The sequence below is a fragment of the Ruminococcus sp. D54t1_190329_F1 genome (assembly GCF_015551645.1).
GTDB lineage: Bacteria > Bacillota > Clostridia > Lachnospirales > Lachnospiraceae > Blautia_A > Blautia_A faecis.
Map to the genome: position 1 here is coordinate 29,857 of NZ_JADNDC010000024.1, position 23,245 is coordinate 53,101.

19 protein-coding genes are annotated in these 23,245 nt (G+C 41.7%); 10 read left to right on the plus strand and 9 right to left on the minus strand.

Going from position 1 to position 23,245, the window contains the following annotated elements; genetic code table 11:
* Positions 1 to 17 precede the first annotated feature (17 nt).
* The 4 genes from I2D69_RS12195 to I2D69_RS12210 all read left to right on the plus strand — a co-directional run bounded on the left by I2D69_RS12195 (position 18) and on the right by I2D69_RS12210 (position 5,778).
* Positions 18 to 1,526 carry an InlB B-repeat-containing protein gene (locus tag I2D69_RS12195; protein WP_173773067.1) on the plus strand — a complete coding sequence of 503 codons (1,509 nt, stop codon included), beginning with the start codon at positions 18 to 20 and terminating at the stop codon, positions 1,524 to 1,526.
* Between the two features lie 204 nt (positions 1,527 to 1,730).
* The gene (gene asnS / locus I2D69_RS12200; RefSeq protein WP_173715850.1) at positions 1,731 to 3,122 is read left to right on the plus strand and encodes an asparagine--tRNA ligase; all 1,392 of its coding nucleotides are present in this window, start codon (positions 1,731 to 1,733) and stop codon (positions 3,120 to 3,122) included.
* Between the two features lie 14 nt (positions 3,123 to 3,136).
* On the plus strand, positions 3,137 to 4,195 hold the full coding sequence (locus tag I2D69_RS12205; RefSeq protein ID WP_195379968.1) for a DNA repair exonuclease: 1,059 nt from the start codon (positions 3,137 to 3,139) through the stop codon (positions 4,193 to 4,195).
* Between the two features lie 74 nt (positions 4,196 to 4,269).
* A complete protein-coding gene (locus I2D69_RS12210; protein ID WP_148462212.1) occupies positions 4,270 to 5,778 on the plus strand; it encodes a hypothetical protein in 1,509 nt (502 codons plus the stop codon).
* A 126-nt stretch (positions 5,779 to 5,904) separates the two neighbouring features.
* Here the strand turns inward: I2D69_RS12210 and I2D69_RS12215 are convergent, their stop codons facing one another.
* The 4 genes from I2D69_RS12215 to murC form a co-directional block, all read right to left on the minus strand.
* Positions 5,905 to 7,080 carry a ribose-phosphate pyrophosphokinase gene (locus I2D69_RS12215; RefSeq protein WP_148462213.1) on the minus strand — a complete coding sequence of 392 codons (1,176 nt, stop codon included), beginning with the start codon at positions 7,078 to 7,080 and terminating at the stop codon, positions 5,905 to 5,907.
* A gap of 3 nt (positions 7,081 to 7,083) precedes the next feature.
* Positions 7,084 to 8,070: an ATP-binding protein gene (locus I2D69_RS12220; protein ID WP_148462214.1), complete on the minus strand. Its 987-nt coding sequence runs from the start codon at positions 8,068 to 8,070 to the stop codon at positions 7,084 to 7,086.
* 65 nt (positions 8,071 to 8,135) lie between these two features.
* Positions 8,136 to 9,317, minus strand: coding sequence for a DnaD domain protein (locus tag I2D69_RS12225; protein WP_227198838.1), 1,182 nt, complete (start codon positions 9,315 to 9,317; stop codon positions 8,136 to 8,138).
* A gap of 519 nt (positions 9,318 to 9,836) precedes the next feature.
* Positions 9,837 to 11,216: a UDP-N-acetylmuramate--L-alanine ligase gene (gene murC / locus I2D69_RS12230; RefSeq protein ID WP_173769803.1), complete on the minus strand. Its 1,380-nt coding sequence runs from the start codon at positions 11,214 to 11,216 to the stop codon at positions 9,837 to 9,839.
* 399 nt (positions 11,217 to 11,615) lie between these two features.
* Between murC and I2D69_RS12235 the strand changes: the two genes are divergently transcribed.
* From I2D69_RS12235 to I2D69_RS12250, 4 genes are all read left to right on the plus strand, one after another.
* Entirely contained in the window at positions 11,616 to 12,893 is a 1,278-nt protein-coding gene (locus I2D69_RS12235; protein WP_173769802.1) for a glucose-1-phosphate adenylyltransferase, read from the plus strand.
* On the plus strand, positions 12,890 to 14,008 hold the full coding sequence (gene glgD, locus I2D69_RS12240; RefSeq protein ID WP_118577983.1) for a glucose-1-phosphate adenylyltransferase subunit GlgD: 1,119 nt from the start codon (positions 12,890 to 12,892) through the stop codon (positions 14,006 to 14,008). The genes I2D69_RS12235 and glgD overlap by 4 nt, the downstream gene beginning before the upstream one ends.
* Positions 14,009 to 14,062: 54 nt before the next feature.
* The gene (spoVG, locus tag I2D69_RS12245; RefSeq protein WP_173715856.1) at positions 14,063 to 14,338 is read left to right on the plus strand and encodes a septation regulator SpoVG; all 276 of its coding nucleotides are present in this window, start codon (positions 14,063 to 14,065) and stop codon (positions 14,336 to 14,338) included.
* A gap of 272 nt (positions 14,339 to 14,610) precedes the next feature.
* Entirely contained in the window at positions 14,611 to 15,867 is a 1,257-nt protein-coding gene (locus tag I2D69_RS12250; RefSeq protein WP_173770893.1) for a hypothetical protein, read from the plus strand.
* Positions 15,868 to 15,956: 89 nt separating this feature from the next.
* Here I2D69_RS12250 and pduB read toward each other — a convergent pair whose 3' ends face one another.
* The 5 genes from pduB to I2D69_RS12275 all read right to left on the minus strand — a co-directional run bounded on the left by pduB (position 15,957) and on the right by I2D69_RS12275 (position 22,089).
* Positions 15,957 to 16,670 (minus strand): microcompartment protein PduB, encoded by a 714-nt coding sequence (pduB, locus tag I2D69_RS12255; RefSeq protein ID WP_173769799.1) that lies wholly within the window; start codon positions 16,668 to 16,670, stop codon positions 15,957 to 15,959.
* Between the two features lie 65 nt (positions 16,671 to 16,735).
* Complete coding sequence (locus I2D69_RS12260) at positions 16,736 to 18,607, minus strand: ABC transporter ATP-binding protein (protein WP_173770892.1); 1,872 nt, start codon at positions 18,605 to 18,607, stop codon at positions 16,736 to 16,738.
* Positions 18,594 to 20,423, minus strand: a complete 1,830-nt coding sequence (locus tag I2D69_RS12265) for an ABC transporter ATP-binding protein (RefSeq protein WP_173769797.1) — start codon at positions 20,421 to 20,423, stop codon at positions 18,594 to 18,596. Before I2D69_RS12265 ends, I2D69_RS12260 begins: the two co-directional genes overlap by 14 nt.
* Positions 20,424 to 20,707: 284 nt before the next feature.
* On the minus strand, positions 20,708 to 21,337 hold the full coding sequence (locus tag I2D69_RS12270; protein ID WP_243243813.1) for a GHKL domain-containing protein: 630 nt from the start codon (positions 21,335 to 21,337) through the stop codon (positions 20,708 to 20,710).
* A gap of 47 nt (positions 21,338 to 21,384) precedes the next feature.
* Complete coding sequence (locus I2D69_RS12275; protein WP_148463560.1) at positions 21,385 to 22,089, minus strand: LytTR family DNA-binding domain-containing protein; 705 nt, start codon at positions 22,087 to 22,089, stop codon at positions 21,385 to 21,387.
* 165 nt (positions 22,090 to 22,254) lie between these two features.
* On the opposite strand from I2D69_RS12275, the gene I2D69_RS12280 reads away from it, so the two are divergent.
* Together I2D69_RS12280 and I2D69_RS12285 are read left to right on the plus strand one after the other, a co-directional pair.
* Positions 22,255 to 22,812, plus strand: a complete 558-nt coding sequence (locus I2D69_RS12280; RefSeq protein WP_148463559.1) for a biotin transporter BioY — start codon at positions 22,255 to 22,257, stop codon at positions 22,810 to 22,812.
* Positions 22,796 to 23,212 carry a DUF1284 domain-containing protein gene (locus tag I2D69_RS12285; protein WP_306467730.1) on the plus strand — a complete coding sequence of 139 codons (417 nt, stop codon included), beginning with the start codon at positions 22,796 to 22,798 and terminating at the stop codon, positions 23,210 to 23,212. The genes I2D69_RS12280 and I2D69_RS12285 overlap by 17 nt, the downstream gene beginning before the upstream one ends.
* Positions 23,213 to 23,245 lie beyond the last annotated feature (33 nt).

Consider the following 23,245-nt stretch of genomic DNA (forward strand, 5'->3'; position numbering starts at 1 on the left):
AAAGCAGAGGAGTGCCTATGAAAAATAAAACAAAAAGAAAAAATAGGATTTTCCGGGTTCTGTTGGCCACAATGTTGATTTTGTTCGGAGTTTCATTTAGAAATGATGGAAAAATTGGGATTAGTGGTGTTCAGTCTGTACAGGCGGCCACTAAGAACGTAGTTGTCAGATTCTGGAATCAAAGTGGAAAAACATCTTATTCCAAGCTGCGTATAAAGGTAAGTGCCGGGAAAAAAATTAAGCTTCCGGCAGTTCCTGCAATTACCGGATACAAAAATCTTGGCTGGTCCACTCAGAAAAACGATACCAAAGCGGTATATGCCGCGGGGAAAAAAATACGTCTGAAAAAGAATATAAATCTGTACGCGGTGCGTAAAAAAGTTGGTATATATAAAGTTTATTTCTATGATAATACCGGAAGCACCAGTACAGTATTTAAGAAACTAAACAAAGCTGTTACAAAAAACGGATATCTTACCTTGCCAGAGCTTCCACAAAAAAGCGGCTATAAGGCAGTTGGATGGAGTACTAAAAAGAATGCTTCCCAAGCGGCGTATACAGAGGGACAGAAGATTCGAATCAAAAAAAATATAAAATTATATGCTGTTTACGAGTCTGATACAACATTTACGGTGGCTTTGTGCAAGAATGATGGAACCGTTTACAAGACAGAGAATGTAGCATCTGGAAGTTCTTATACATTGCCGTCTGTAAGAAATGCATCCGGATACACCTTTATGGGATGGGATATCCAGTTAGGAAAAAGCACAGCACCGCGTTATGAAGCTGGTGATACTATTACAGTAAACAGCAACATAAAGCTGTATGCAGTTGTGTTTAACCGTTCCGCTGAGGAAGACCTGACTCTTTCAGAGCTTCTGCAATCCGCAAGCAGCTGGAAGATTGGAAATGGCAGCAGCCGGGGGTACAATCACATTATTTTTGTAGGAGACTCCCGTACCAATCGTATGCAGAGAACGCTGCAAAATTTAAATTCAGGGTATTATGAGTCGAATCTGCTGCGTGATATTGATTTTGTATACGAAGAGGGAAAGGGCCTTGAATGGCTGAAGTCTCAGGGAATGAATACGGTTCTTTCTATTGCAGAAGAGAATTATTCCGTTCTGAAACCGACTGCGGTTATTTTTAATCTGGGAGTAAACGATCCTGGAAATATGTATGATTATATTTCTTATTATCAGGAGATTGCTGAGAGCTTACAGAAAAAGAACTGCAAGCTGTTCTTTATGTCGGTGAATCCGGTAAACAGTAAGACAATCGAATATCTTGGTAAGAATGCAATCCGAAAAGAAGAAGTAATCCGCAAATTCAATTCTGTTGTGGGTAGTGCTCTTGGCAGCACTTTCGAATATATTGATACGTATTCTTATCTGATGGAGAATGGATATGGTACCAATATTAGTGGAACTGGAGTTGACCTGCCAGACGATGATGGACTTCATTACACCACCAAGACTTACAAACGAATTTTTAAGTATTGTCTGGATTATCTTATATTGCATTAAACGTTCAGAGAAATACTGAGAATGAGGCAACTTTGCAATAGGAAAATACTTACAGAAGAGAAGATCTTTGTCCAAAAGTGTCGAAGCTTAACAGACAGGATCTTCTTTTATTCCCTGGAAAAATATCCTTGCGCGAATAAGAGGAATAGTCTATACTATAGAGAAATGAGTGTTTGGAAAAATGAGGAGAAAGAGGAACTAATTATGAAACTTACAACAGTAAAAGAGATTTACAGAGAACGGGATAAATACCTGGATCAGGAAATCACCGTAGGCGGCTGGGTACGAAGCGTTCGTGATTCCAAGACCTTTGGATTTGTTGTTCTCCATGATGGAACATATTTTGAGACCCTTCAGATCGTTTACCATGATACAATGGACAATTTTGCTGAGATTTCCAAACTGAATGTAGGCGCAGCGATTATTGTAAAGGGAACTCTGGTAGCGACTCCACAGGCGAAACAGCCATTTGAGATCCAGGCTGCAGAGATTTCTGTAGAGGGAACATCTGCACCAGATTATCCGCTTCAGAAGAAACGCCACAGTCTTGAGTATTTAAGAACGATCACACATCTTCGTTCCAGAACAAATACCTTCCAGGCTGTTTTCCGTGTACGTTCCCTCTGTGCATATGCAATACACAAATTCTTTCAGGAGAGAGGTTTTGTTTATGTACACACTCCGCTGATCACAGGAAGTGACTGCGAGGGTGCAGGTGAGATGTTCCAGGTTACAACCATGGATCTGAATAATATTCCTACAGATGATAAGGGAAATATTGATTACTCTCAGGATTTCTTTGGGAAAGAGACAAACCTGACTGTAAGCGGTCAGTTGAACTGTGAGACATTTGCACAGGCATTCCGTAATGTATATACATTTGGACCAACTTTCCGTGCCGAGAACTCCAACACCACACGTCATGCAGCTGAGTTCTGGATGATCGAGCCTGAGTGTGCATTTGCTGATCTTGAAGACAACATGAATCTTGCAGAAGCGATGCTGAAATATGTGATTGGATATGTTCTTGAGAATGCTCCGGAGGAAATGAACTTCTTCAATTCTTTTGTGGACAAAGGACTTCTTGACAGATTGAACCATGTGGCAAGCTCTGAGTTCGGTCGTGTTACTTATACAGAAGCAATTGAGCTTCTCGAGAAGAATAATGACAAGTTTGATTATAAAGTATCCTGGGGATGTGATCTGCAGACAGAACATGAGCGTTATCTGACAGAACAGATTTTTAAGAAACCTATTTTTGTTACAGACTATCCAAAGGAAATTAAAGCATTCTATATGAAAGCAAACGAGGATGGCAAGACTGTTGCAGCTATGGACTGCCTGGTTCCTGGAATTGGTGAGATTATCGGTGGAAGCCAGAGAGAGGATGACTATGGTAAGTTGAAAGCTCGTATGGAAGAGCTTGGGCTGAAGGAAGAAGACTATGACTTCTATCTTGATTTGCGTAAATATGGTTCTACACGTCATTCAGGATTTGGTCTTGGATTTGAGCGCTGTGTAATGTATCTCACAGGAATGGGTAATATCCGTGACGTAATTCCATTCCCGAGAACAGTTAACAACTGCGATTTATAAAACGAGGTAAAAGAATGAGATTTATTCATCTTGCAGATGTACATCTTGGTGCAGTGCCCGACAGAGGCTGCCCATGGAGTGACAAGCGGGAGAATGAAATCTGGGAAACATTCCGCCGGGTTATTGCGGGTATCCGCGAAAATCCGGTGGATTTGTTATTTATAGCCGGAGATTTGTTCCATCGTCAGCCACTTCCATATGAATTGAAAGAAGTAAACGAGTTATTTTCCGGAATACCGGAAACAAGGGTATATTTAATGGCAGGAGAAAGGGATTATCTGAAAGAAAATTCTTTTTACAGAACTTTCACCTGGGCACCGAATGTGACTTTTTTTCCAGAAGAGAAGGTAACCTGTGTGAAAGATACGCAATTCGAGGTATATGTTTATGGAATGAGCTATGAACATTCACAGATCAGACAGCCCTTGTATGATGGCGTACGCCCTGTGAAAAATGATGGAGTGCATATTCTTATGGCTCATGGCGGTGATGAAAGCCATTGCCCGTTAAATATAGCTGCACTTGCAGGAGCTGGTTTTGATTATATTGCATTGGGGCATTTCCATACTCCACAGAGCGTAATAAGAGATGTGGCTGCTTACAGCGGAGCTCTTGAGCCAATTGAAAGCAATGATCTGGGAGCACATGGCTACATTGAGGGAAGGATTGAAAATGGAAAAGTGAAAACCAGATTTGTGCCGTTTTCTATTCGAACCTATAGTCAGCTTCTTCTCAATGTAAATGAAGAAAGCACCCAGCTATCTATTGAAGAAGCTTTGAAGGATGAGATATTTAAAAAAGGCGGACTGAATATATATCGTGTAATTCTTCAAGGGAAAAGAAAACCAGAGCTTTTTCTGATTCCGGAAAAACTGAAATCCTTTGGAAATATTACAGAAGTACTGGATGAGACCAGACCTGCTTATGATCTGGAAGAACTGCAAAAAAAATATGCCGGAACTTTGATAGGGGATTATATCTGCTTTTTTATGGAAAAAAACAGAAATACAGTGGAAGATAAGGCCCTGTACTATGGTTTGCAGGCACTGTTGGAGACAAGACATTCCAGCTGACACAAAGCAGATAGTAACAGAAAATATGTATTGCAGTGTAAAATTGAGATGTATGTGCGAGGGAATAAGGTTATATGATTTTTAAACGCATATTAATAAATAATTTTGGTGGGCTTCGGGAAAAAGACATAGAACTGACCTCTGGAGTAAATGTGCTCTATGGACTAAAAGAAACAGAAATGAACATTGTGTTTATCTTTGTGAAGAGCATGTTCTTTGGAGTGCCTGAGGAAATGCAGGAAAAGAATGGAATTTATGAAAAAGCAGGAACTGAAGCTTCCCGGGAAAAATATGGTGGAACTATATGGTTTCAGCACAATGGAAAAGATTACCGCCTGACGCGGGAAACAGGGGCAGGAATCCATAATTGTGAGCTGTTCTGTGAAGATACCAGAGAAATTTTAAATGGGGAAAATGGAGCCCTCGAGAGGATCCTTGGGGGATTTAGTGAGAACCTGTTCGACAATACTGTTATGGTAGAATCACTTAGCGGTAGTTCTTCCAGGGAAATGGCAAAGGAACTACAGAATAAACTGGCTGTTCTCAGCAAAAGCGGAGATGGTCTGGTGGATCTTGGAAGAACGGAGCAGATGCTGAAGATGTGGCGCAAGGGATATCTCACCCAGAAAGAACGTGGCAGGAAAGCAGTTCAGAGAGAACAGGAAAAACTGAGCGAGAAACTGGAAAGTCTGCAGAATGACCTGGATGGACTTCGGGACCAGAAGGGGCAGGTGGTTCAGGCGCAGGCAAAAATCTATTCGGCAGCAGGGAAAGAAGAAGCCACTGTGATTGAAGAACAGCTGCAGACTATAGAGAAAAAGAATCTGGGAATGGTGATAGCAGGTATTCTGGCCGTTATTGTGGGAATTATTGGTATTGTTGGAAGATTTCAGTTAACTGATGAGATGTCTAAAATAGGAATGGATGTATGCATCATTGCTGCTGTTGTGGCAATGGTTTATACACTTACTGCACGAAGAAAGCTGCATATGGAGTTTGTAAAGCTAAAGAAGAAAAAAGTGTATTTGCAGTCACAGCAGGAAAAGCTGAAATCCAGTAAAGAAGATATTGATGGAATTTACGGTGAGAAACTGACTGCTTTTACGAATTTGCAGAGCGAATATCAGGAATTTGAGCTGGAAATGTCACTTCCTACTTCTGAAGATCTGGAAACACAGTCCTTGAACCTGGCTATGGATACCATTAAAGAGCTGTCACGCAGTATTTATCTTGAGAAAGGCAGAAAGATTCGGATACGAGCATCCCAAATTTTCAGGGAACTTACAGATGGAAAATATATAGAGTTCTATGGAGATGAGGGACAGAGTTTGGAACTGTGTCTGGAAGAGGGAACTGTTTTGGCAGAAAATCTGGAAAAGGAAAACCTTGAAATGCTGTATTTTTCTATTCAGATGGCTGCTGCTGAGTTGTTCACGAATGAAACTGTTTTTCCAGTTATTTTGGATGATATTTTCCATGGGAAGAATCAGGATAAGCTTATGGCAGTTTTCAGGTGGCTGAAAAAACAGCCCAGACAGGTGCTGCTTTTTACCAATAATAAGGATATGGCTGACATTTTTTAGAAAACTGTTACAGTGAATGTTAAGTGATCGCGAAGCATGTAACTGTGAAAGTACTGAACAGTTACAAATAAATGATAACAAAACAAGAGGCTGACACCTGGAAGGGTCAGCCTCAAATTATTTTATTTATTTCTCATACTGTGCCATATATTTGTTTACACAGCGTTTAATCCTGTCAACTGGATTCAGCAGATGGCTTACAGACATATCATGATTCAGTGTATCAATGATCAGTGCAATGTATTTGCTCATATCACAGGAAATGTAATATGGTTTTGCAAGAAGTTCCTCAGACTGATATACCATATTGGTAGTGAGAAGCTTGTCAAATACACCAGCAGCATGTGCTTCATCGAATTTCTTAAGGTTGTCTGTAAACAGACCGAACGTGGAGCAAAGGTAAATTCTGCCGGCACCCCTGTCCTTAAGAAGAGAAGCAATCTTCAGGATAGTGTCACCAGAAGAGATCATGTCATCAATCAGGATCATATCCTTGCCTGCTACATTTGGACCAAGGAACTCATAGGCTGCAATCGGATGTCTTCCTCCTATATTCTTGGAGTAGTCAAGGCGTTTGTAATACATGCCCATATCAACACCCAGGATGTTTGCAAGATAGATCGCACGGCTCATGCTGCCCTCATCCGGGCTGATGATCATAAAATGCTCATTGTCAATATGAAGTCCCTGTTCATGGTTCAGAAGAGCCTTGATAAACTGATAAGAAGGCTGAACAGTCTCAAATCCATGAAGTGGGGTGGCATTCTGAATCTGTGGGTCATGTGCGTCGAAAGTGATAATATTTTCAACTCCCATATTTATCAGTTCATGAAGGGAAGTAGCACAGTCAAGAGACTCTCTTCCAATACGCTTGCTCTGACGACCCTCATAAAGGTATGGCATGATTACATTCACGCGGCGGGCCTTTCCTCCAATAGCTGCAATTACACGCTTCAGATCCTGATAATGATCATCTGGGGACATCAGGTTGGTGTATTTGCCAATTGGATATGAGATGTTGTAGTTACATACATCTACAAGAATATAAACATCATCTCCTCGCACGGACTCGGTGATCACACATTTACCTTCTCCGGAACCGAAACGAGGGTTCTGAACTTTGATTGTATAGGAATCTCTTTTGTATCCTTCAAAGGCGAAAGAATCTGATTCTGAATGCTCACGCTCCTTACGCCACTTAACGAGCCATTCGTCGACTTTCTGTCCAAGGCTCCTGCAGCTTTCCAAAGGAACTAATCCCAGTCTTCCAACGGGAAGTGTAGTCAATTCTTCTTGTGCCATTCTTTACTTTCCTCCTAAAAAAATTTTCTGAATGCGGATATCTTTTCCCACAAGCTTGGTCATCTGATAGTTGCTGGCGATGCGGGAAAAGGTTCTCTCAGAATAAGTTGCTGAGAAATCTTCCAGCTTCAGGTTTGTGGAAATAATCGTAGATTTCTTGCGCATGATCCGCTCATTGATGCACAGGAAAAGCTGTGAAGATACAAAGCTGTTGGTAAGCTCTGTACCCAGGTCATCAATAATCAGCAGGTCACAGTCAAAAATCGGTTCATCATCGGGAGCGTCGCTGCCTCTGGAAAAAGCAGAGCCTGCAAGAAAATCAAAAAGCTCGAATGAAGAAAAATAAAGTACACAGTGTGCACTGTCCAGAAGATCGTGAGCGATGCAGTGGGAAAGAAAGGTCTTGCCCACACCTGTGTCGCCGTAGAAAAACAGGTTCTGGAAAGAATTATCAAAGTCAGCGACAAATTCCTTCGCCATCTTATACGCGCGACGTGCAGTCTCACGTTCGGTGAGTCCCGTTGAATCATTTGTTATTGTATCAGAATAAAAGTCAAAAGAAAAGTGGTCAAAGTTCTCTTTTTCAAGAATTTCTTTTAAATTTGACTGTGTATACAGAAGTTCGATCTCTGCCTTCTTGAAACAGGAGCATTTCTGGCTGCCGATATAGCCAGTATCCTGGCAAAGAGGGCAGGTGTAGCTCATCTCCAAATAATCAGCAGGATAGCCGGAAGAAAGCAGTAATGCAGTGCGTTCCTGGGAAAGCAGGGCAATATCATTGCGAAGATCTTCAATGCCGACTTCCTGGCGGCTGATCAGGGCCCGGGCCTTCCTGGCACTTAAAGTAGCTACTTCCTCGTCGATTTCACGCAGACGGGGAATTTTCTCATAGGCTTCAGCAAGATGCTCTTCCTGTATGCGGCGGTTCCTGGCCTGGCGACGGTTGTATTCCCGCATTATAGTATCGTATTGGTAATTCTGTAAGGGCATGTAAATTCTCCTTCCAGGTTATAAGACGTTCGTATGTGTTTTAAAGAAAAATCTGTTTCCAGGATTTAATTTGGTTTATTAAGCAGTTTCTTCTCATATTCAGCAAAATCGTAGTCACGCTGATGGAAATTGTTAAAGCGGTTTGGGGCTGCAGATTTCGGCTTGTCTGCTTTCGACACTGCTTTTTCCAGTTTGCGCTTCTGGTGCTGGGCATCCTGAAGACGGACATCCCCTAAAGTGCGGATATTCTTATCCTTCCAGCGCTGCAGAATTTTGTCTGCATATGGAAAACTTGGTTGTCCAGTCTGCAGAACTGTCCGTGAGCAGGCTTCCTGAATCAATTCCATGGCAAAACCATAGTCCCTGGTCCAGGTATTGATCAGCGAAATTTCCGCGTCTGAAGGATTGCGGTTGGTAATTCCCATCGCTTTCAGAACTGAAAAATATTCTTTGCTGTAGCGGGAGGTGGAATCCTTTGCCATTTCAACTGTGGTAATGCCTTCCTCCTTCCATGCCATGGCAACTGTCTCGATATAACGGATGCTGCGGTGGTCACGGCCAACACAGTATTCGATCAGATAATCGATCAAATCTACAGACATGTGCAGCTCATCGTAGAAAAACAGGATCTTGCGTGTCTCTGTGGGGGTGAGTGTTTTGCCGAGGTATTGCTCAGCAATGTAAAGAAGCTGGATAATATCTTCATTCTGTTTTAGCTCCTTCACCCGATCCGGGGTAAGTGCTTTCGTTTCGGAAAGTGGTTTGGAGGAAGGTGGGACAGGCAGATCCGCGCCACGGTAGGAAATCTGGTCAGTCTGCAATGGTTTATCAGTAGGAGCATTGGGACTGCTGGCTGGGGATTCAGGGGCAGATATGTGATAAGTATCAGGCACATCTCTGAGCGAACCGGCGTTACAGATACCTGCGGGAGTCACCGTAGCCAGCATATTTGCTTCATTCCACGGTGCCTGTAAGGTAATTCCTGTCAATTCAGCTTCCTCGTATAAGAGGATAACCAGTTTCTCAGACTCCCAGTATTTCAGCGCGCGGAGGATATCTCCTTCTGTACAGAACAGGGAGTCTGCCATCTGGGAAAGCCCGAAAGCTTCCTCCGGGCGGCCAAGCATACGGAGCAGATAAATATAGACCTTTACAAATTCTCCATTTGCCTTTGGCATAAAATGGTCGATAAAAATATTGGATAAAATGGTGGCATCATTAAGCCCTGTACTATGTAACCTGATCATGGAAACACTCCTTATCTGGGAATATGAATCATCACTGTTCATTGTGTTTGCATTATAGCACACCCCTTTTTAAATGAGAATAGGAGATTTTTTGCCGGAGTTTTTACAAAATGTGTGTGGATTGCAATGTGGATAATGTGGATAATGTGGAAACCAAGTTGCACATAATGTTTATGGGAAACCCGAAAAATGCGGAAAATTAAAGAAAAACTGTGATTTTTGTCGAGTTATGTCGTAGTATTATGTTAAGCACTTTATACACATAAGAATCCACATGCAGGCCAGTGCAAAAATGTGCATAAGCCTGTGGATAATGTGGATAACTATTAAATTGCTTGAATTTCCAAGCTTTTTTCAATGTGGATAATTATTTTTGGCAAAAACAGTCTGTGATCGTGGATATGAGAAGGTATGCACGTTTTGCCAGGAAAAACAGATCAGAGACAATAAAAATGGTAAAACAAAAACAGCGGATGCCAGGTCTTAAAAGGACATGACAACCGCTGAAATTGCAATCAATTATTTTCCAAGTAACTGTTCTCCGATTTTAACAACATCTCCGGCACCCATTGTGATCAACAGATCTCCGGCTTCACAATTATTCAGCAGGAAATTCTCAATCTCATCAAAGGTTGGGAAATATTCGCATGGAGTACCAAGCTCCTGGATCCGTGCCTGCAGATCCTTGGAAGAGATTCCAAGATTATCTGTTTCTCTTGCTGCATAAATGTCTGCCAGAACCACATGATCGGCAAGCTTAAGAGCCTGTGCAAATTCCGGAAGAAGAGCCTTGGTACGTGTGTAAGTATGAGGCTGGAATACGCACCACAGCTTCTTGTGTGGATAATTGTGTGCAGCGTTTAAAGTAGCCTGGATTTCTGTTGGATGATGCGCATAATCATCAACAATGGTAACGCCTGCTACTTCGCCTTTATACTGGAAACGGCGATCTGTTCCTGTGAAACTGCCAAGTCCTTTGACAATGACATCATCCGGAATCTGAAGAAGCCGAGCCAGAGCAATTGCTGCCAGGGCATTGGAAACATTGTGGCTGCCAGGAACTTTCAGATAGAAACTGCCGGCCTTTCTGCCATCCTTCAGAACGGTAAAGGATGCATGTCCATATTTGTCATAAGTGATATCTGTGGCCTGATACTGAGCTTCATGCTCCAGACCATATGTAATAATTTTGCATGAAAGGTCTTTGATAATATCCTGATAATGCGGCGTATCAGCATTGATGATCAGGGCTCCGTCTGCGGGAAGCAGCTGGGCAAATTTGCGGAAGGAATGACGGATGTCGTCAATATCCTTAAAAAAGTCCAGATGGTCAGCATCAATGTTCAGGATCACACTGATCTTCGGGAAAAAGCTTAAAAAGCTGTTGGTATACTCACAGGCTTCTGTGACAAATGTTTCGGACTGACCTACTCGGATATTTCCCCCGATAGAAGGAAGAATGCCGCCAACACTGATGGTCGGATCCGCATCTGCTTCCAGAAGAATCTGGGAGATCATGGAAGTAGTGGTGGTCTTGCCATGGGTTCCGGAAACTGCGATTGGGGTATCGTAGTTGCGCATGATCTGACCAAGAAGCTGGGCTCTGGTCAGCATTGGAATGCCTTTTTCCACTGCACTGGCATATTCCGGGTTATCCGGATGAATGGCTGCAGTGTAAACTACAAGTTCTACATCGTCTGTAATATTGGAAGCGCGCTGTCCGTAAAAGATGCGTGCACCTTTCCTGGTAAGGGAATCCGTAAGCGGGCTTTCTTTGGAATCAGAGCCGGAAACCTTGAAATCCTCGCCGAGAAGGATCTCAGCAAGTCCGCTCATGCTGATTCCGCCAATACCGATAAAATGGATATGAAGCGGTTTATGGAAGTCTATCTGATACATGTTAATCTCCTTATGCTAATCATTTTTGAAGCGATTCAATATTCATTGAAGGAAAAGCCTCCTGAATCGTTATGAATTTTTACAATTACTTTCATTTATTATACCCCGAACTGTAAAAATTGCAAAGTATTTCTTTGGATAGTCGGTAACCAATACAATAATTTCCCTTTCCTACAGTGTCGCTGTTCACGATTTTCACAGCAGTATGCTTCGCAAAACACAGTAATACTACTGTACAAAATGAATAAAAAAAACAATCAGAGATTCGGTTGTGTCGAAAAAACATGTACAATAACGATAAAAAAAGTAAAATATCAACAAATAAATTGTAAAATATGTTTATTAAATATGGGAAGTATGGTATAATGATAAATCATAACTACAACAAGAGGTGATAGCATGATTAAAAAAGAAATGATTGCCATGCTCTTAGCCGGCGGCCAAGGCAGCAGACTTGGGGTACTGACAGAAAAAGTGGCCAAACCAGCAGTAGCTTTTGGAGGTAAGTACCGTATCATTGATTTTCCGTTAAGTAACTGTATTAATTCAGGAATTGATACAGTTGGAGTCCTGACACAGTATCAGCCTCTGAGACTGAATACCCATATCGGTATCGGTGTTCCGTGGGACCTGGACAGAACTGAAGGCGGTGTAACTGTACTTCCACCTTATGAGAAGAGCACAAACAGCGAGTGGTACACAGGAACAGCCAATGCCATTTTCCAGAATATGGCGTATATGGAGCAGTACAATCCCGATTATGTGCTTATCCTTTCAGGAGATCATATATATAAGATGGATTATGAGGTTATGCTTGACTTCCACAAGGCAAATAAGGCGGATGTGACCATTGCCTGTATGCCTGTACCTATTGAGGAAGCCAGCCGTTTTGGTATCATGGTAACGGATGAGACTTTCCGAGTAACTGAATTTGAGGAGAAACCAGAGCATCCAAGCAGCAATCTGGCGTCTATGGGAATTTATATTTTCAGCTGGCCGGTTCTGAAGGAAGCGCTTTACGCACTGAAGGATCAGCAGAGCTGTGACTTTGGTAAACATATTCTTCCATATTGCAAGGATAAAGGACAGCGCCTTTTTGCCTATGAATACAATGGCTACTGGAAAGATGTTGGAACTCTTGGTTCCTACTGGGAAGCAAATATGGAACTGATTGATATTATTCCTGAGTTTAATCTTTATGAGGAATTCTGGAAGATTTACACCAAGGGCGATATCATCCAGCCACAGTATATTTCAGAGGAGGCCGTTCTGGACAGATGTCTCATCGGTGAAGGCTCTGAAATCTATGGCGAAGTACATAATTCTGTAATCGGACCGAATGTTGTGATCGGAAAAGGCAGTGTGATCCGGGATTCTATTATCATGCGGAATACAATCATCGGTGAGAATGTAGACATGGAAAAGGCAATTGTGGCAGAGGACGTAACCATAGGAAATGACGTGGTTCTTGGCTGCGGCGAGGAAGCACCTAATATAAAGAAACCTGCGGTATATGCATTTGGCATTGCGACCATAGGAGAAGGCTCCGTGATTCCGGATAATGTTAAGATTGGAAAGAACACGGCGATTTCCGGTGTGACCACTCCGGCAGATTATCCGGATGGCATTCTGGAAAGCGGACAGGTAATTGCAACAAAGGACGGTGACAAAGCATGAGAGCAATCGGAATTATTTTAGCCGGCGGTAACAATAACCGCATGAGAGAATTATCAGACAAAAGGGCAATTGCAGCAATGCCTATTGCCGGAAGCTACAGAAGCATAGATTTTGCCCTGAGTAATATGGCGAACTCCCGCATTCAGAAAGTAGCTGTACTGACTCAGTACAATGCACGTTCCCTGAATGAGCATTTAAGCTCCTCCAAATGGTGGGATTTCGGAAGAAAGCAGGGCGGTCTTTTCGTATTTACTCCTACTATCACCAAAGAAAACGGTTTCTGGTATCAGGGAACTGCAGATGCTATTTATCAGAATCTCAATTTCCTGAAGAACAGTCATGAGCCATATGTTGTCATCGCATCCGGTGACTGCGTGTACAAGATGGACTATAACAAGGTTCTGGAATATCACATTGCGAAACGCGCTGACATTACCGTTGTATGCACTACATGTCCGGATCCTTCCGAGGTTGAGCGTTTCGGTGTCCTTCGCATGAATGAGGACTGCAGGATTGAGGAATTTGAGGAGAAGCCAATGGTTTCCCCATATAATACTATTTCTACAGGTATTTATGTGATCCGAAGAAGACAGCTGATCGAACTGATTGAGAAGGCTGCACAGGAAGGTCGAAATGACTTTGTAAAAGATATTCTGATCCGTTATAAGAATCTGAAGAGAATCTATGGATATAAGATCGACAGCTACTGGAGCAATATTTCCACTGTTGAATCTTACTATAAGACCAACATGGATTTCCTGAAACCGGAGATCCGTAACTACTTCTTCAAACAGGAGCCGGCAGTTAAGACCAAGATTGATGATCTTCCACCGGCTAAATACAATCCTGGCGCAGATGTTAAGAATTCTCTGATTTCCAGTGGATGTATTGTAAACGGAGTGGTTGAGAATTCTGTCCTGTTTAAAGATGTTTATGTTGGAAATAATTGCGTAATTAAAAATTCCGTAATTTTGAATGATGTATATCTGGGGGATAATACACATATCGAGAATTGTATCGTTGAAAGCCGGGGAACCATCCGGGCAAATTCGTACTACAGCGGTGATGGAGAAGTAGAGATCGTTGTGGAGAATAATGATAGATATAGCTTGTAATATAATAAGACTTAAAGCGCAGTAAATGCGATTAAGAGGAAAGGGGCAGCAAAAATGAACATTACAGACGTACGGGTGAGAAAGGTTGCAAAGGAGGGGAAGATGAAAGCTGTAGTCTCCATTACCATTGATGAAGAATTTGTAGTACATGACATCAAGGTGATCGAAGGAGAGAAAGGTCTTTTCATCGCAATGCCAAGCCGCAAAGCAACCGATGGAGAATATCGGGATATCGCGCATCCTATCAATTCTTCCACTCGTGACAAGATCCAGACGATCATTCTCGAGAAATACCAGGAAGCTGTAGCAGAGGAAGAAGCTGCGGTATAAGAAGTAAAGAGGTTTTTACAACCCCGCATTTTATGGAGAGTTTCATGAAATGCGGGGTGTTTTTTTGCAAAAACATTCCTGTGATTTGCCCAAACTATTTCACGGTATACTGTGCCTGAATTTGTTCTATAACCATGTATTTATTAACTTTCTAGATTCTGGAAAATCGTGAAATATTACGTAAATGTTACAAAAGTTAAATAAAAGTGTTGAAAAAATTACGGAATATGTTATACTTGACCTACGAAAAAAATAACGAGGTGTTTACATAGATGAGATTTAAAAAGATTTTTGCAATGCTGTTAACTGGAATCATGACTGTTTCTATGCCTGGGGCAGTATTTGCTGCTTCTACGGAGGAACAGATCGCTGATGTACAGGCACAGAAAGAAGCTGCGCAGGCAGAACTGGCACAGCAGCAGTCCGACATGGCATCTCTGGAGAGCAAGAAGCAGGAGCTTGAAAGCTATCTGGAAGAGCTGAATGCTCAGTATACAGACCTTACCAACAGTGTATCTGAGCTTGGAATTCAGGCAGCGGAGAAAGAAGAAGAGCTGAAAACCCTGAATACCCAGCTTGAGGAAGCCAAGGCCACAGCGGACAAGCAGTATCAGGATATGAAGAAGCGTATTGTATACATGTATGAGAATGGAAGTGCTTCCATGCTGGAGCTGCTTTTGTCCTCAGAAGATCTGGCTCAGTTTCTGAACCGTGCAGAGAATATAGCCCAGATTTCCCAGTATGACAGAAACATGCTTGCTAAATATAAAGCCCTTCAGGCAGATATCAAGACCCAGGAAGAGCAGGCAGAAGAGGAAGCTCAGAATATTAATGAACTTCTGGCAGAGAAATCTGCCAAACAGCAAGAGGTACAGGCACTTACTGCAAGCACAAATGAGAACATTCAGTCCTATATTTATCAGATCAGTGCCAGCCAGGATGAAATCAGTGCTTTAAATACACAGATCAGTAATGCAGACAGCAGTATTTACAGCCTTTTGCAGGCTGCAGAGGCAGAGAAAGCAGCCCAGGAGGCGCAGGTAGCCCAGGAAGCTGAGGCTGCCGCCCAGTCACCAAGTGACGGGGAAAACTATGGCACAGAGGAATCCTACGATGACTACAGCGAGTCTGAAAGTGATTCCAATCAGGACGCAGATGACAGCAGTGCCTATGATGATTCTTATACCGAGTCATCGGACAGCAGTGAAAGCTCCGACAGTTCTTCCGAGGGCAGTAGTTCATCTTCACAGGGAACCTACCTTGGAACCTTTACTCTCACCGCATACTGTAACTGTGCACAGTGCTGCGGAACAGCAGGAAACCTGACAGCCAGCGGAACTGTTCCTACAGCGGGAAGAACCGTTGCCATGGCTGGTGTGCCATTCGGAACTCAGCTCCTGATCAATGGAAATGTGTATACAGTGGAGGATCTTGGAACACCTTACGGACATGTGGATATTTATTTTAACAGCCATTCAGAGGCACTTGCATTTGGACTTCAGAGTGCGGAGGTTTACAGACTGAATTAAGGAAAAAGAATACGCCCTGACAGGATTAAGATCATTAAAATCTTCTGCCTGTCAGGGCATTTGTCTGCAATAATATATAGGGGGGATTGTTATAAATACGGTTCTCCCGGAATTTCCGGATAGCTTCCCATTCCGATCAGCAGTTCCAGGCCGATCTGTCTTGCCTGGAGTACAGCTTCTTTCACAGCACTGGCATCTCCGGAGAGGGCAAGGATAACTTCATTGGAATGGCTTGTACCGATACTCGGTGTCATATAGCGTGTAATATGAACTGCAGAAGCCTTCATTGCAGTGTCTGCCATTACAAGTCCAATCGCTGCCGGAGAACCTGCCATGAATCCGAAAGCTTCCCCTGGAACTGCGTGAAAGGCCATGGCAAGAGCACCGCCTGCATTGGCTGAAAAAGCAAACTCCAAATGACCGGATTCGCTGATATATAATTCTCCTGCATACTTATTAGTTAGTTCCAGCGCCAGCGAAATAGCGTGGCGCACATCTGAAACATCATTTCCGCCAATCACAATATAGTTGCCGTGTCCACCCCAGCCTTTGGTATCCCGTGGAAATTCAATGGAAAGAACCTCTGTGCCAGTGGCTTTCACCGCATCATCGACAGCAGTGATCTGACCTGCTGCACCTGTACGGGAACTGAAAAGTCCAAGGGTATGATAGCGTGTCCCTATATTCATTTCCTTTAAAAGAGTATCATCAACTCCTGAAATTACAAGTCCGATGGTATCCAGAACAGCAGTTCCCACAAATTCAGTGCGGGCGCATTTGGTACTGATACTGTGTACGTCCATGGAAAAAACCTCCGTAGCATTACTTTTCCTTAGTTTAACATGATTAAGGGAAATTGAAAAGCTGTTTATCTATAATATTGCGCCTGCGCCGTCCATAGTTGGAAATATTTTCCACTTTTATCGGCAGCAAGCTCCTGGTGAGTTCCAGTTTGAATCACAGATCCTTCATGAAATACAACTATTTTATCGCAAAATTTGCAGGAAGACAGACGATGACTGATATAAATGGCAGTTTTATCGCCTGTTATTTCATTAAATTTTCCATATATTTCAGCTTCCGCAATGGGATCAAGAGCTGCAGTCGGTTCGTCCAATATAATAAAAGGGGCATTCTTATAAATAGCTCTTGCAATAGCTATTTTCTGAGCCTCTCCGCCGGAAATGATAATTCCCTTTTTATTGAAATCCTTGTAGAGATAAGTATTCAGACCTTCTGGCATTGTGGAAAGGCGATTGTAAAATCCGGATTTCTTCAGAGCACTTTTTACTTCTTCTTCGTCATAATTGATTTTGGCGGCTACATTTTCTCCAAGAGTCAGGGAAAAGAGTTTGAAGTCCTGAAATACCACGGAAAAAATCATCATATATTCTTTGTAATTATATTTTCGGATATCGATTCCGTTAAGAAGAATTTTTCCTTCTGTAGGATCGTAAAGGCGACATAGGAGTTTGATAAACGTAGTCTTTCCACTTCCATTCATACCAACGACAGCCAGCTTCTGACCGATTTTAAATTTCAAATTAATATTTCGAAGGGCATATTGTTCACATCCCGGATATCGGAAAGAAACATTTCGAAATTCTATTTCATACTTTCGGTCACTGCGTTTTTCAGTAGTCAGGCTTCCCTGATACATGTTATTGGGAATGTCCAGAAATTCAAATGTCTGTTTCAGAAAAACAGCATTGTTTTGCATATCTTCAATGGTGGAGATACAGCCGGATACACTTGAATATACTTTCGTAATAGAGGAAATATATTTTGTAACCGCTCCGATTCCAAAGGCACCTGTCCAGGCTTTTAAGCATACAAAAACATAGGCAATCCCTGTGAAAATTACAGATACTGCGGAAGACGCTGCCATGTAAAATCCAACAGGTCCCTTTCCATATCTGGCAAATAATCCCTTGGAACCGAAAGGATTTTCTTTGCTCAGATTATGCTTTTCGCATATTTTTTCCTGTTGGTAAATCCGCATATCCGCTGCCTTTTTGCTATCATAGCCCAGACGTCCGTAATATGCAAACAAACGATTGGAAAAGGTATGCAGATCTGCACTTCTGACCCAGTATTTTCCTGCCTTTCCAGCGAGTACAGGCGAAAACCAGGTAATCAGTACCATAACAGAAATTATGGCTGTTACACATACCGGATTGTTAAGAATAACAAGTTTTTCTGCTGTTTTTGGAATCTGGCTGGTGAAAAGGGAAATGGTCATGGATAAGCCACAAATGATCGAAAATCCTTCTGAACACAGAGCTTCATAATTTAACAGAACATTGTATAGTCCCCACCCAGGTCCATTGAGATTTTGAATAATGGAAGAATATAACTCCATAGTTTTGCTATCATCTAAATCACAGTAATCCATATCAAAAAGTTTTTCGCACAAAATTCGCTTGATTTTCATTCCAAGACCTGCGCTCCAAGTCCTTTTCCATTTTTTAAGAAATGCAGATATCAAGCTGATTCCTGCTCCGGATAATAAAGTAATCGTTACCAGAAAACGAATGCGGTCAGGGCTTCGGTCGCCTGCAAGTTCTTCAATAACAAGTGCAGATAAATATATGATTATATAGGGAGTCAGTGCTTTCCAGATGGTCAGACTGATTTGGGAAAGAATTAATTTTGGATAATATCGGTAAAAAAGCTTATATGCTCTGTGATTAAGCTGCAGTGCTTCTTTTAACGATATGTTTTTCTCATTTGTCTTCATTTTCCCCATCTCCTTCCCTGTAATATTTGCTTTGAACCTCATAGAGAGCAGCGTATTTTCCACTTTGCCTTAACAGCTCTTCGTGAGTTCCTTCTTCCTGTATTTCTCCCTGCTCCAGCATTAAGATTCTGCTGCAGAATCTGGTAGAAGCGAGCCGATGGGAGATATAAACTGAGGATTTTCCCTTTGTCATTTCGTCATATTTCTGATAAATGTCTGCTTCAGCAATGGAATCGAGTGCGGCAGTTGGTTCGTCCAATATAATAAAAGGGGCATCTTTATATAATGCGCGGGCGAGCATAAGGCGCTGTGTTTCTCCACCCGAAAACATAATTGCATTTTTGTAAACCTCACGATTCAGAAAGGTTTGATACTTATCTGGAAGAGCTTCTATTTTTGGAAGCAAGCCGGCTTTTTTGATACAATTTTTCACCTGTTTCAGGTCGAAATTTTCTGTTTGCGCCACATTTTCTGCAATGGTTCCCGCTAACAATGAAAAATCCTGAAACACTGCCGAGAACAGCTTATAATAGTCTTTTCTGTTATAGTTTCGGATATCTGTTCCATTCAATTTTACCTGTCCCTTTGTGGGATCAAGAAACCCACAGATTATTTTGATCAACGTAGTTTTTCCAGCACCATTAAGACCTACAACTGCCAGATTTTCTCCTGGATGTAAGGTAAGATTTATATTTTTTAAAGTATCTGTTTCAGCTCCTGGATAGCGAAATGAAACATTTTCCAAAACAATTTCATAATTATTTTTAGCGTCCTGATTTAAGGTAAGTCCATCTTTGAAACGGAATAATTCCGGATAATCCAGACATTCCCGGACCGTGGAAATATCAAGAGACTGTCGGTGCAATGTGCCAAGTCCTTCCAGAATTCCTGTAATCCAGCCTGAAAAACTGTCCACTGCAGTAAAATAAAGCAAAAAAGCAGGCACATCAAGACCGCGGTATAATACCAAATAAATTAAATATGCGTAGACCGCTCCATTGCGCAGAAAAGTAAAAGTCAAATCTGCAATTCCAGCCCAGATATAAACACTTTCTGCTTTTCGATGAAATGCTGTAAATTCCCTGGCTGTTTTGCTGTATAATTCTTCCAGCCAGAAACGAAGACCGAAAATGCGGATATCTTTTGCTGCACCAAAGTCAGCTGCACGGTTTAATAAATATGCCATTTGATGTATATATTCAGCTTCTTCCTCCCGATGTTGATACTTATATTCATCTAATCTTTGAGAGATAAAATAACTGATTCCGGCAGTTGACAGAATGACCAAAATCAGAATTGGATGAATTTGTGTAAGAAGACCGGCGTAAATAAAAAAACAGACAATATTGATCAAAAGTACAGTTAGTGTATTCCAGATTGCTTCAGTGGCCTGATCGTTATTGTCCGTATATTCGGCCGATTTGGTCAGTAATTTTTTGAATTTCATATCGTCTATATTGGGATAAGATGTTGTGGATGCTTTTTTGTTTAAAAGATTTACAATCTCACAACGGACACTGATCCGTCCGCAAATTACGTTTTGATTTGCATAAGCCAATGCAGCTGATACCAGCATTATCATAAGCACAAAAATTACAATTGTAAAAAGCAGTTCCTGAATGGAAACATGATTTTCTATTGCACTTAATATGACAGGAGAAACATAAAGGTTAAGAAGGTTCTGTATAATGGTTAACAGTGCGATAAAAAAGCTGATCACCAGAACTTTCTTCTCCTGAGAAGTGCAGGCAAGTTTAATCATGAACCATATATTTTGAAAAGTACTGTATTTTGATACAGGATTTTTTTGAAACATGATTTTCCCTTCTTTCTTATTTTTCTTTTGATACCAGATTGCTACGTGCTTTGCACTCCCGCAATCTTCAAAAACATTCGTAATCCGCTCATTTTTCTTCGGAAAATGGCTACTTACTCATGTTTTTTGCGGGTCAAGAGGTCAAAAATCCTCTTGCAAGCGAGCTTGCATCGGCTTTTTGACCTTTTGACTCTGGTATCATTAAAAAGATTCTTAATATGATTTTACCAGAAAAAATATCCCCGGATTAAACCGGGGATGAATTGCATGTTTCGGGGGATGAATTATAACTGGGGCAGTAAAATCTCAGTGGTAAAGGCGCTCTCTTCACTGTTTCGGCTGATATATCCATCAGATCGCTTTACTATATCATCAATACGGATCAGCCCCAGACCATGACCATCACCTTTTGTACTTTTAAAAAGATTTCCCTGTTTTTTCAACTTCTTTCCCGCTGTAAAGTTAGTGAAAGAAATGTATAACTGCGTGTTTTTCATGTCCATATAAATGCGGATCAGTCGTTTTTCTTTGGGAAGCTGCAGGCTGGCTTCTATGGCATTGTCGAATAAATTTCCAATAATACAGCAAAGATCAATTTCAGAGGAATTCAGCTTAACAGGAATGTCAGCATCTGCAATTACCTGAATATCTTTGGACCGTGCCAGTGATATTTTAGAATTTAAAATAGCATCTGTCATGGCATTTCCGGTTTTTATCACAGTATCTACTGTGGTAAGATCCTTGTCAAGAAGATCGAGATAATGTCTGATTGCGTCCCAGTTTTCTGTGGCTGCATAAGCCTTCATTGTTTGGATATGATTGCGATAATCATGGCGCCAGCCTCGCATCTGGCGGTACATATTATCAACCTCCTGATAGTGAGTTTCAATCAGTTCCTTCTGATATGCAGCCATTTTTTTAGCTGCTTTTTTCGAAAATAAATGCATTTTAATCTCCCAAATCAGTCCATATTAATGATTGCCCGGTTAACCTTCTCATAAGCGCCGCGTGGAAGGGGGATTATACTTCCATCCTGCAAATAAATCTCTTTTTTTGTAACCCGGCTGATTTTTTTTAGATTTACCAAAGCAGAACGTCCCGCTCTGAAAAAATGAGAATCCAGCTTTTTTTCCAATTCGCTTAAGGTCATTTTCAGGGTGATAGTCTGTTGACTGTGAATCGTAATATAATTGCTGTTTACCTCTGCATAATTGATCTGACAGATGGGCAGACGAATCATCTCACCCTGACTGATTATGTTAAGAACCTTCTCATTCTTGATAAGCTTTGTGACTGCACGGTCAAGAACTGTAAAGAACTTCTCTTCTTGTATGGGCTTCATCAGATAGTGAAGGGCATCTACTTCATATCCGTCAGAAATATAGTCTGCGTATCCGGTGATAAATATAATTTGTACGGTCTGATTATCCTGCCGCAGCTTCCTTGCCATGGTAACACCATCCATGGCGCCCATTTCTATATCAAGGAGAAGAATGTCAAAATCTTTTTTCTCGGCATAATGAAACAAAAAATTTTCGGCTGATGTAAATTCTGAAATCTGTATATGATAACTGTTATGACTGCCCCATATTTCGCACAGAGAAGAAAGATAATTTCTGTCTGTGGCAAGGTCATCACAAATTGCAATTCTATATGTTTGACACAATTTTTTAATCCTCCATTTTACAGAAGTATAGCACGTATGCGGGAAACATGTCCAGATTCTTCACGAAGAGAATTGTAAACCAAAAACAAATAATAGGTTGACAATTGCAACGTAACTGTGTTAGATTGTATCTGACAAAAATAATATTTACTCGAGGAGGAGAATATGAGTACCGTAACCGCAACAAAGACAAAAACATACGACCTGGCATACATAGCTATTTTCGCCGTACTGATCGCAATCTGTTCCTGGATTTCCATTCCAATGACAGTGCCGTTTACATTACAGACATTTGGTGTATTTATGGCTGTTGGTGTGCTTGGCGGAAAGAGAGGCAGCCTGGCTGTACTGGTTTACATTTTACTTGGAGCTATTGGTGTTCCTGTATTTGCAGGATTTTCAGGAGGACTTGGTATTCTTCTTAACAATACCGGCGGTTACATCATCGGATTTCTTTTCTCCGCCCTGGTAATGTGGGCTATGGAATCTCTCTGGGGCAAAAAGCCTGTTATTCAGATTCTTTCCATGGTAGTCGGACTGATTGTCTGCTACGCAATGGGAACTATCTGGTTCATGGTTGTATATACAAGAACCTCCGGAGCTGTCGGACTTGGAACCGTACTGGGCTGGTGCGTAATTCCATTTATCATTCCTGACCTTGTAAAGATCGCTCTGGCATTTGTTTTGTCCAGAAGGGTACGTAAGCTTGTACCAATGCAGTAAAAAAGAACGTCAGACATATCCCATTCGCCCTCACCACGGGATGTGCCTGGCGTTTTTTATCGGAAATGGCTACAGCACTGGATTTACAGCCCATATGCAGGAAATGCTGGAGCTTTTTACAAAAGGGGCAGATGTTTGTCTCACAGTAAAAACTGACGAAATCTGCTCAGCCTGTCCAAACAATAGCCAGGGAATCTGCGAGGCAGCCGAGAAGGTGAAAAGATATGACAATGCAGTGCTGGCAGAATGCGGCTTAAAAGAAGGTCAGAAACTTGCATTCCCGGAATTTACCGAAGCAGTACAGAAAAAAATCATTGAAACGGGAAAAAGAACGAAAATCTGCGGCGATTGCCAGTGGAACCGGATCTGCCAGGAACAGCCGAGTCGGTGGAGTAAATAAAGCAGCTCTCGCGGAAAAATACAGAGAACCGGA

Bases quoted from the DNA above. Each gene is read 5' to 3' on its own strand.
- I2D69_RS12195 (WP_173773067.1), top strand. From the start codon at position 18: ATGAAAAATAAAACAAAAAGAAAAAATAGGATTTTCCGGGTTCTGTTG.
- pduB (WP_173769799.1), bottom strand. From the start codon at position 16,670: ATGGACGTACACAGTATCAGTACCAAATGCGCCCGCACTGAATTTGTG.
- I2D69_RS12250 (WP_173770893.1), top strand. From the start codon at position 14,611: ATGAGATTTAAAAAGATTTTTGCAATGCTGTTAACTGGAATCATGACT.
- I2D69_RS12205 (WP_195379968.1), top strand. From the start codon at position 3,137: ATGAGATTTATTCATCTTGCAGATGTACATCTTGGTGCAGTGCCCGAC.
- I2D69_RS12270 (WP_243243813.1), bottom strand. From the start codon at position 21,337: ATGGCTGCATATCAGAAGGAACTGATTGAAACTCACTATCAGGAGGTT.
- I2D69_RS12260 (WP_173770892.1), bottom strand. From the start codon at position 18,607: ATGAAGACAAATGAGAAAAACATATCGTTAAAAGAAGCACTGCAGCTT.
- I2D69_RS12210 (WP_148462212.1), top strand. From the start codon at position 4,270: ATGATTTTTAAACGCATATTAATAAATAATTTTGGTGGGCTTCGGGAA.
- I2D69_RS12225 (WP_227198838.1), bottom strand. From the start codon at position 9,317: ATGATCAGGTTACATAGTACAGGGCTTAATGATGCCACCATTTTATCC.
- I2D69_RS12220 (WP_148462214.1), bottom strand. From the start codon at position 8,070: ATGCCCTTACAGAATTACCAATACGATACTATAATGCGGGAATACAAC.
- asnS (WP_173715850.1), top strand. From the start codon at position 1,731: ATGAAACTTACAACAGTAAAAGAGATTTACAGAGAACGGGATAAATAC.
- glgD (WP_118577983.1), top strand. From the start codon at position 12,890: ATGAGAGCAATCGGAATTATTTTAGCCGGCGGTAACAATAACCGCATG.
- I2D69_RS12265 (WP_173769797.1), bottom strand. From the start codon at position 20,423: ATGTTTCAAAAAAATCCTGTATCAAAATACAGTACTTTTCAAAATATA.
- I2D69_RS12235 (WP_173769802.1), top strand. From the start codon at position 11,616: ATGATTAAAAAAGAAATGATTGCCATGCTCTTAGCCGGCGGCCAAGGC.
- I2D69_RS12215 (WP_148462213.1), bottom strand. From the start codon at position 7,080: ATGGCACAAGAAGAATTGACTACACTTCCCGTTGGAAGACTGGGATTA.
- spoVG (WP_173715856.1), top strand. From the start codon at position 14,063: ATGAACATTACAGACGTACGGGTGAGAAAGGTTGCAAAGGAGGGGAAG.
- I2D69_RS12280 (WP_148463559.1), top strand. From the start codon at position 22,255: ATGAGTACCGTAACCGCAACAAAGACAAAAACATACGACCTGGCATAC.
- murC (WP_173769803.1), bottom strand. From the start codon at position 11,216: ATGTATCAGATAGACTTCCATAAACCGCTTCATATCCATTTTATCGGT.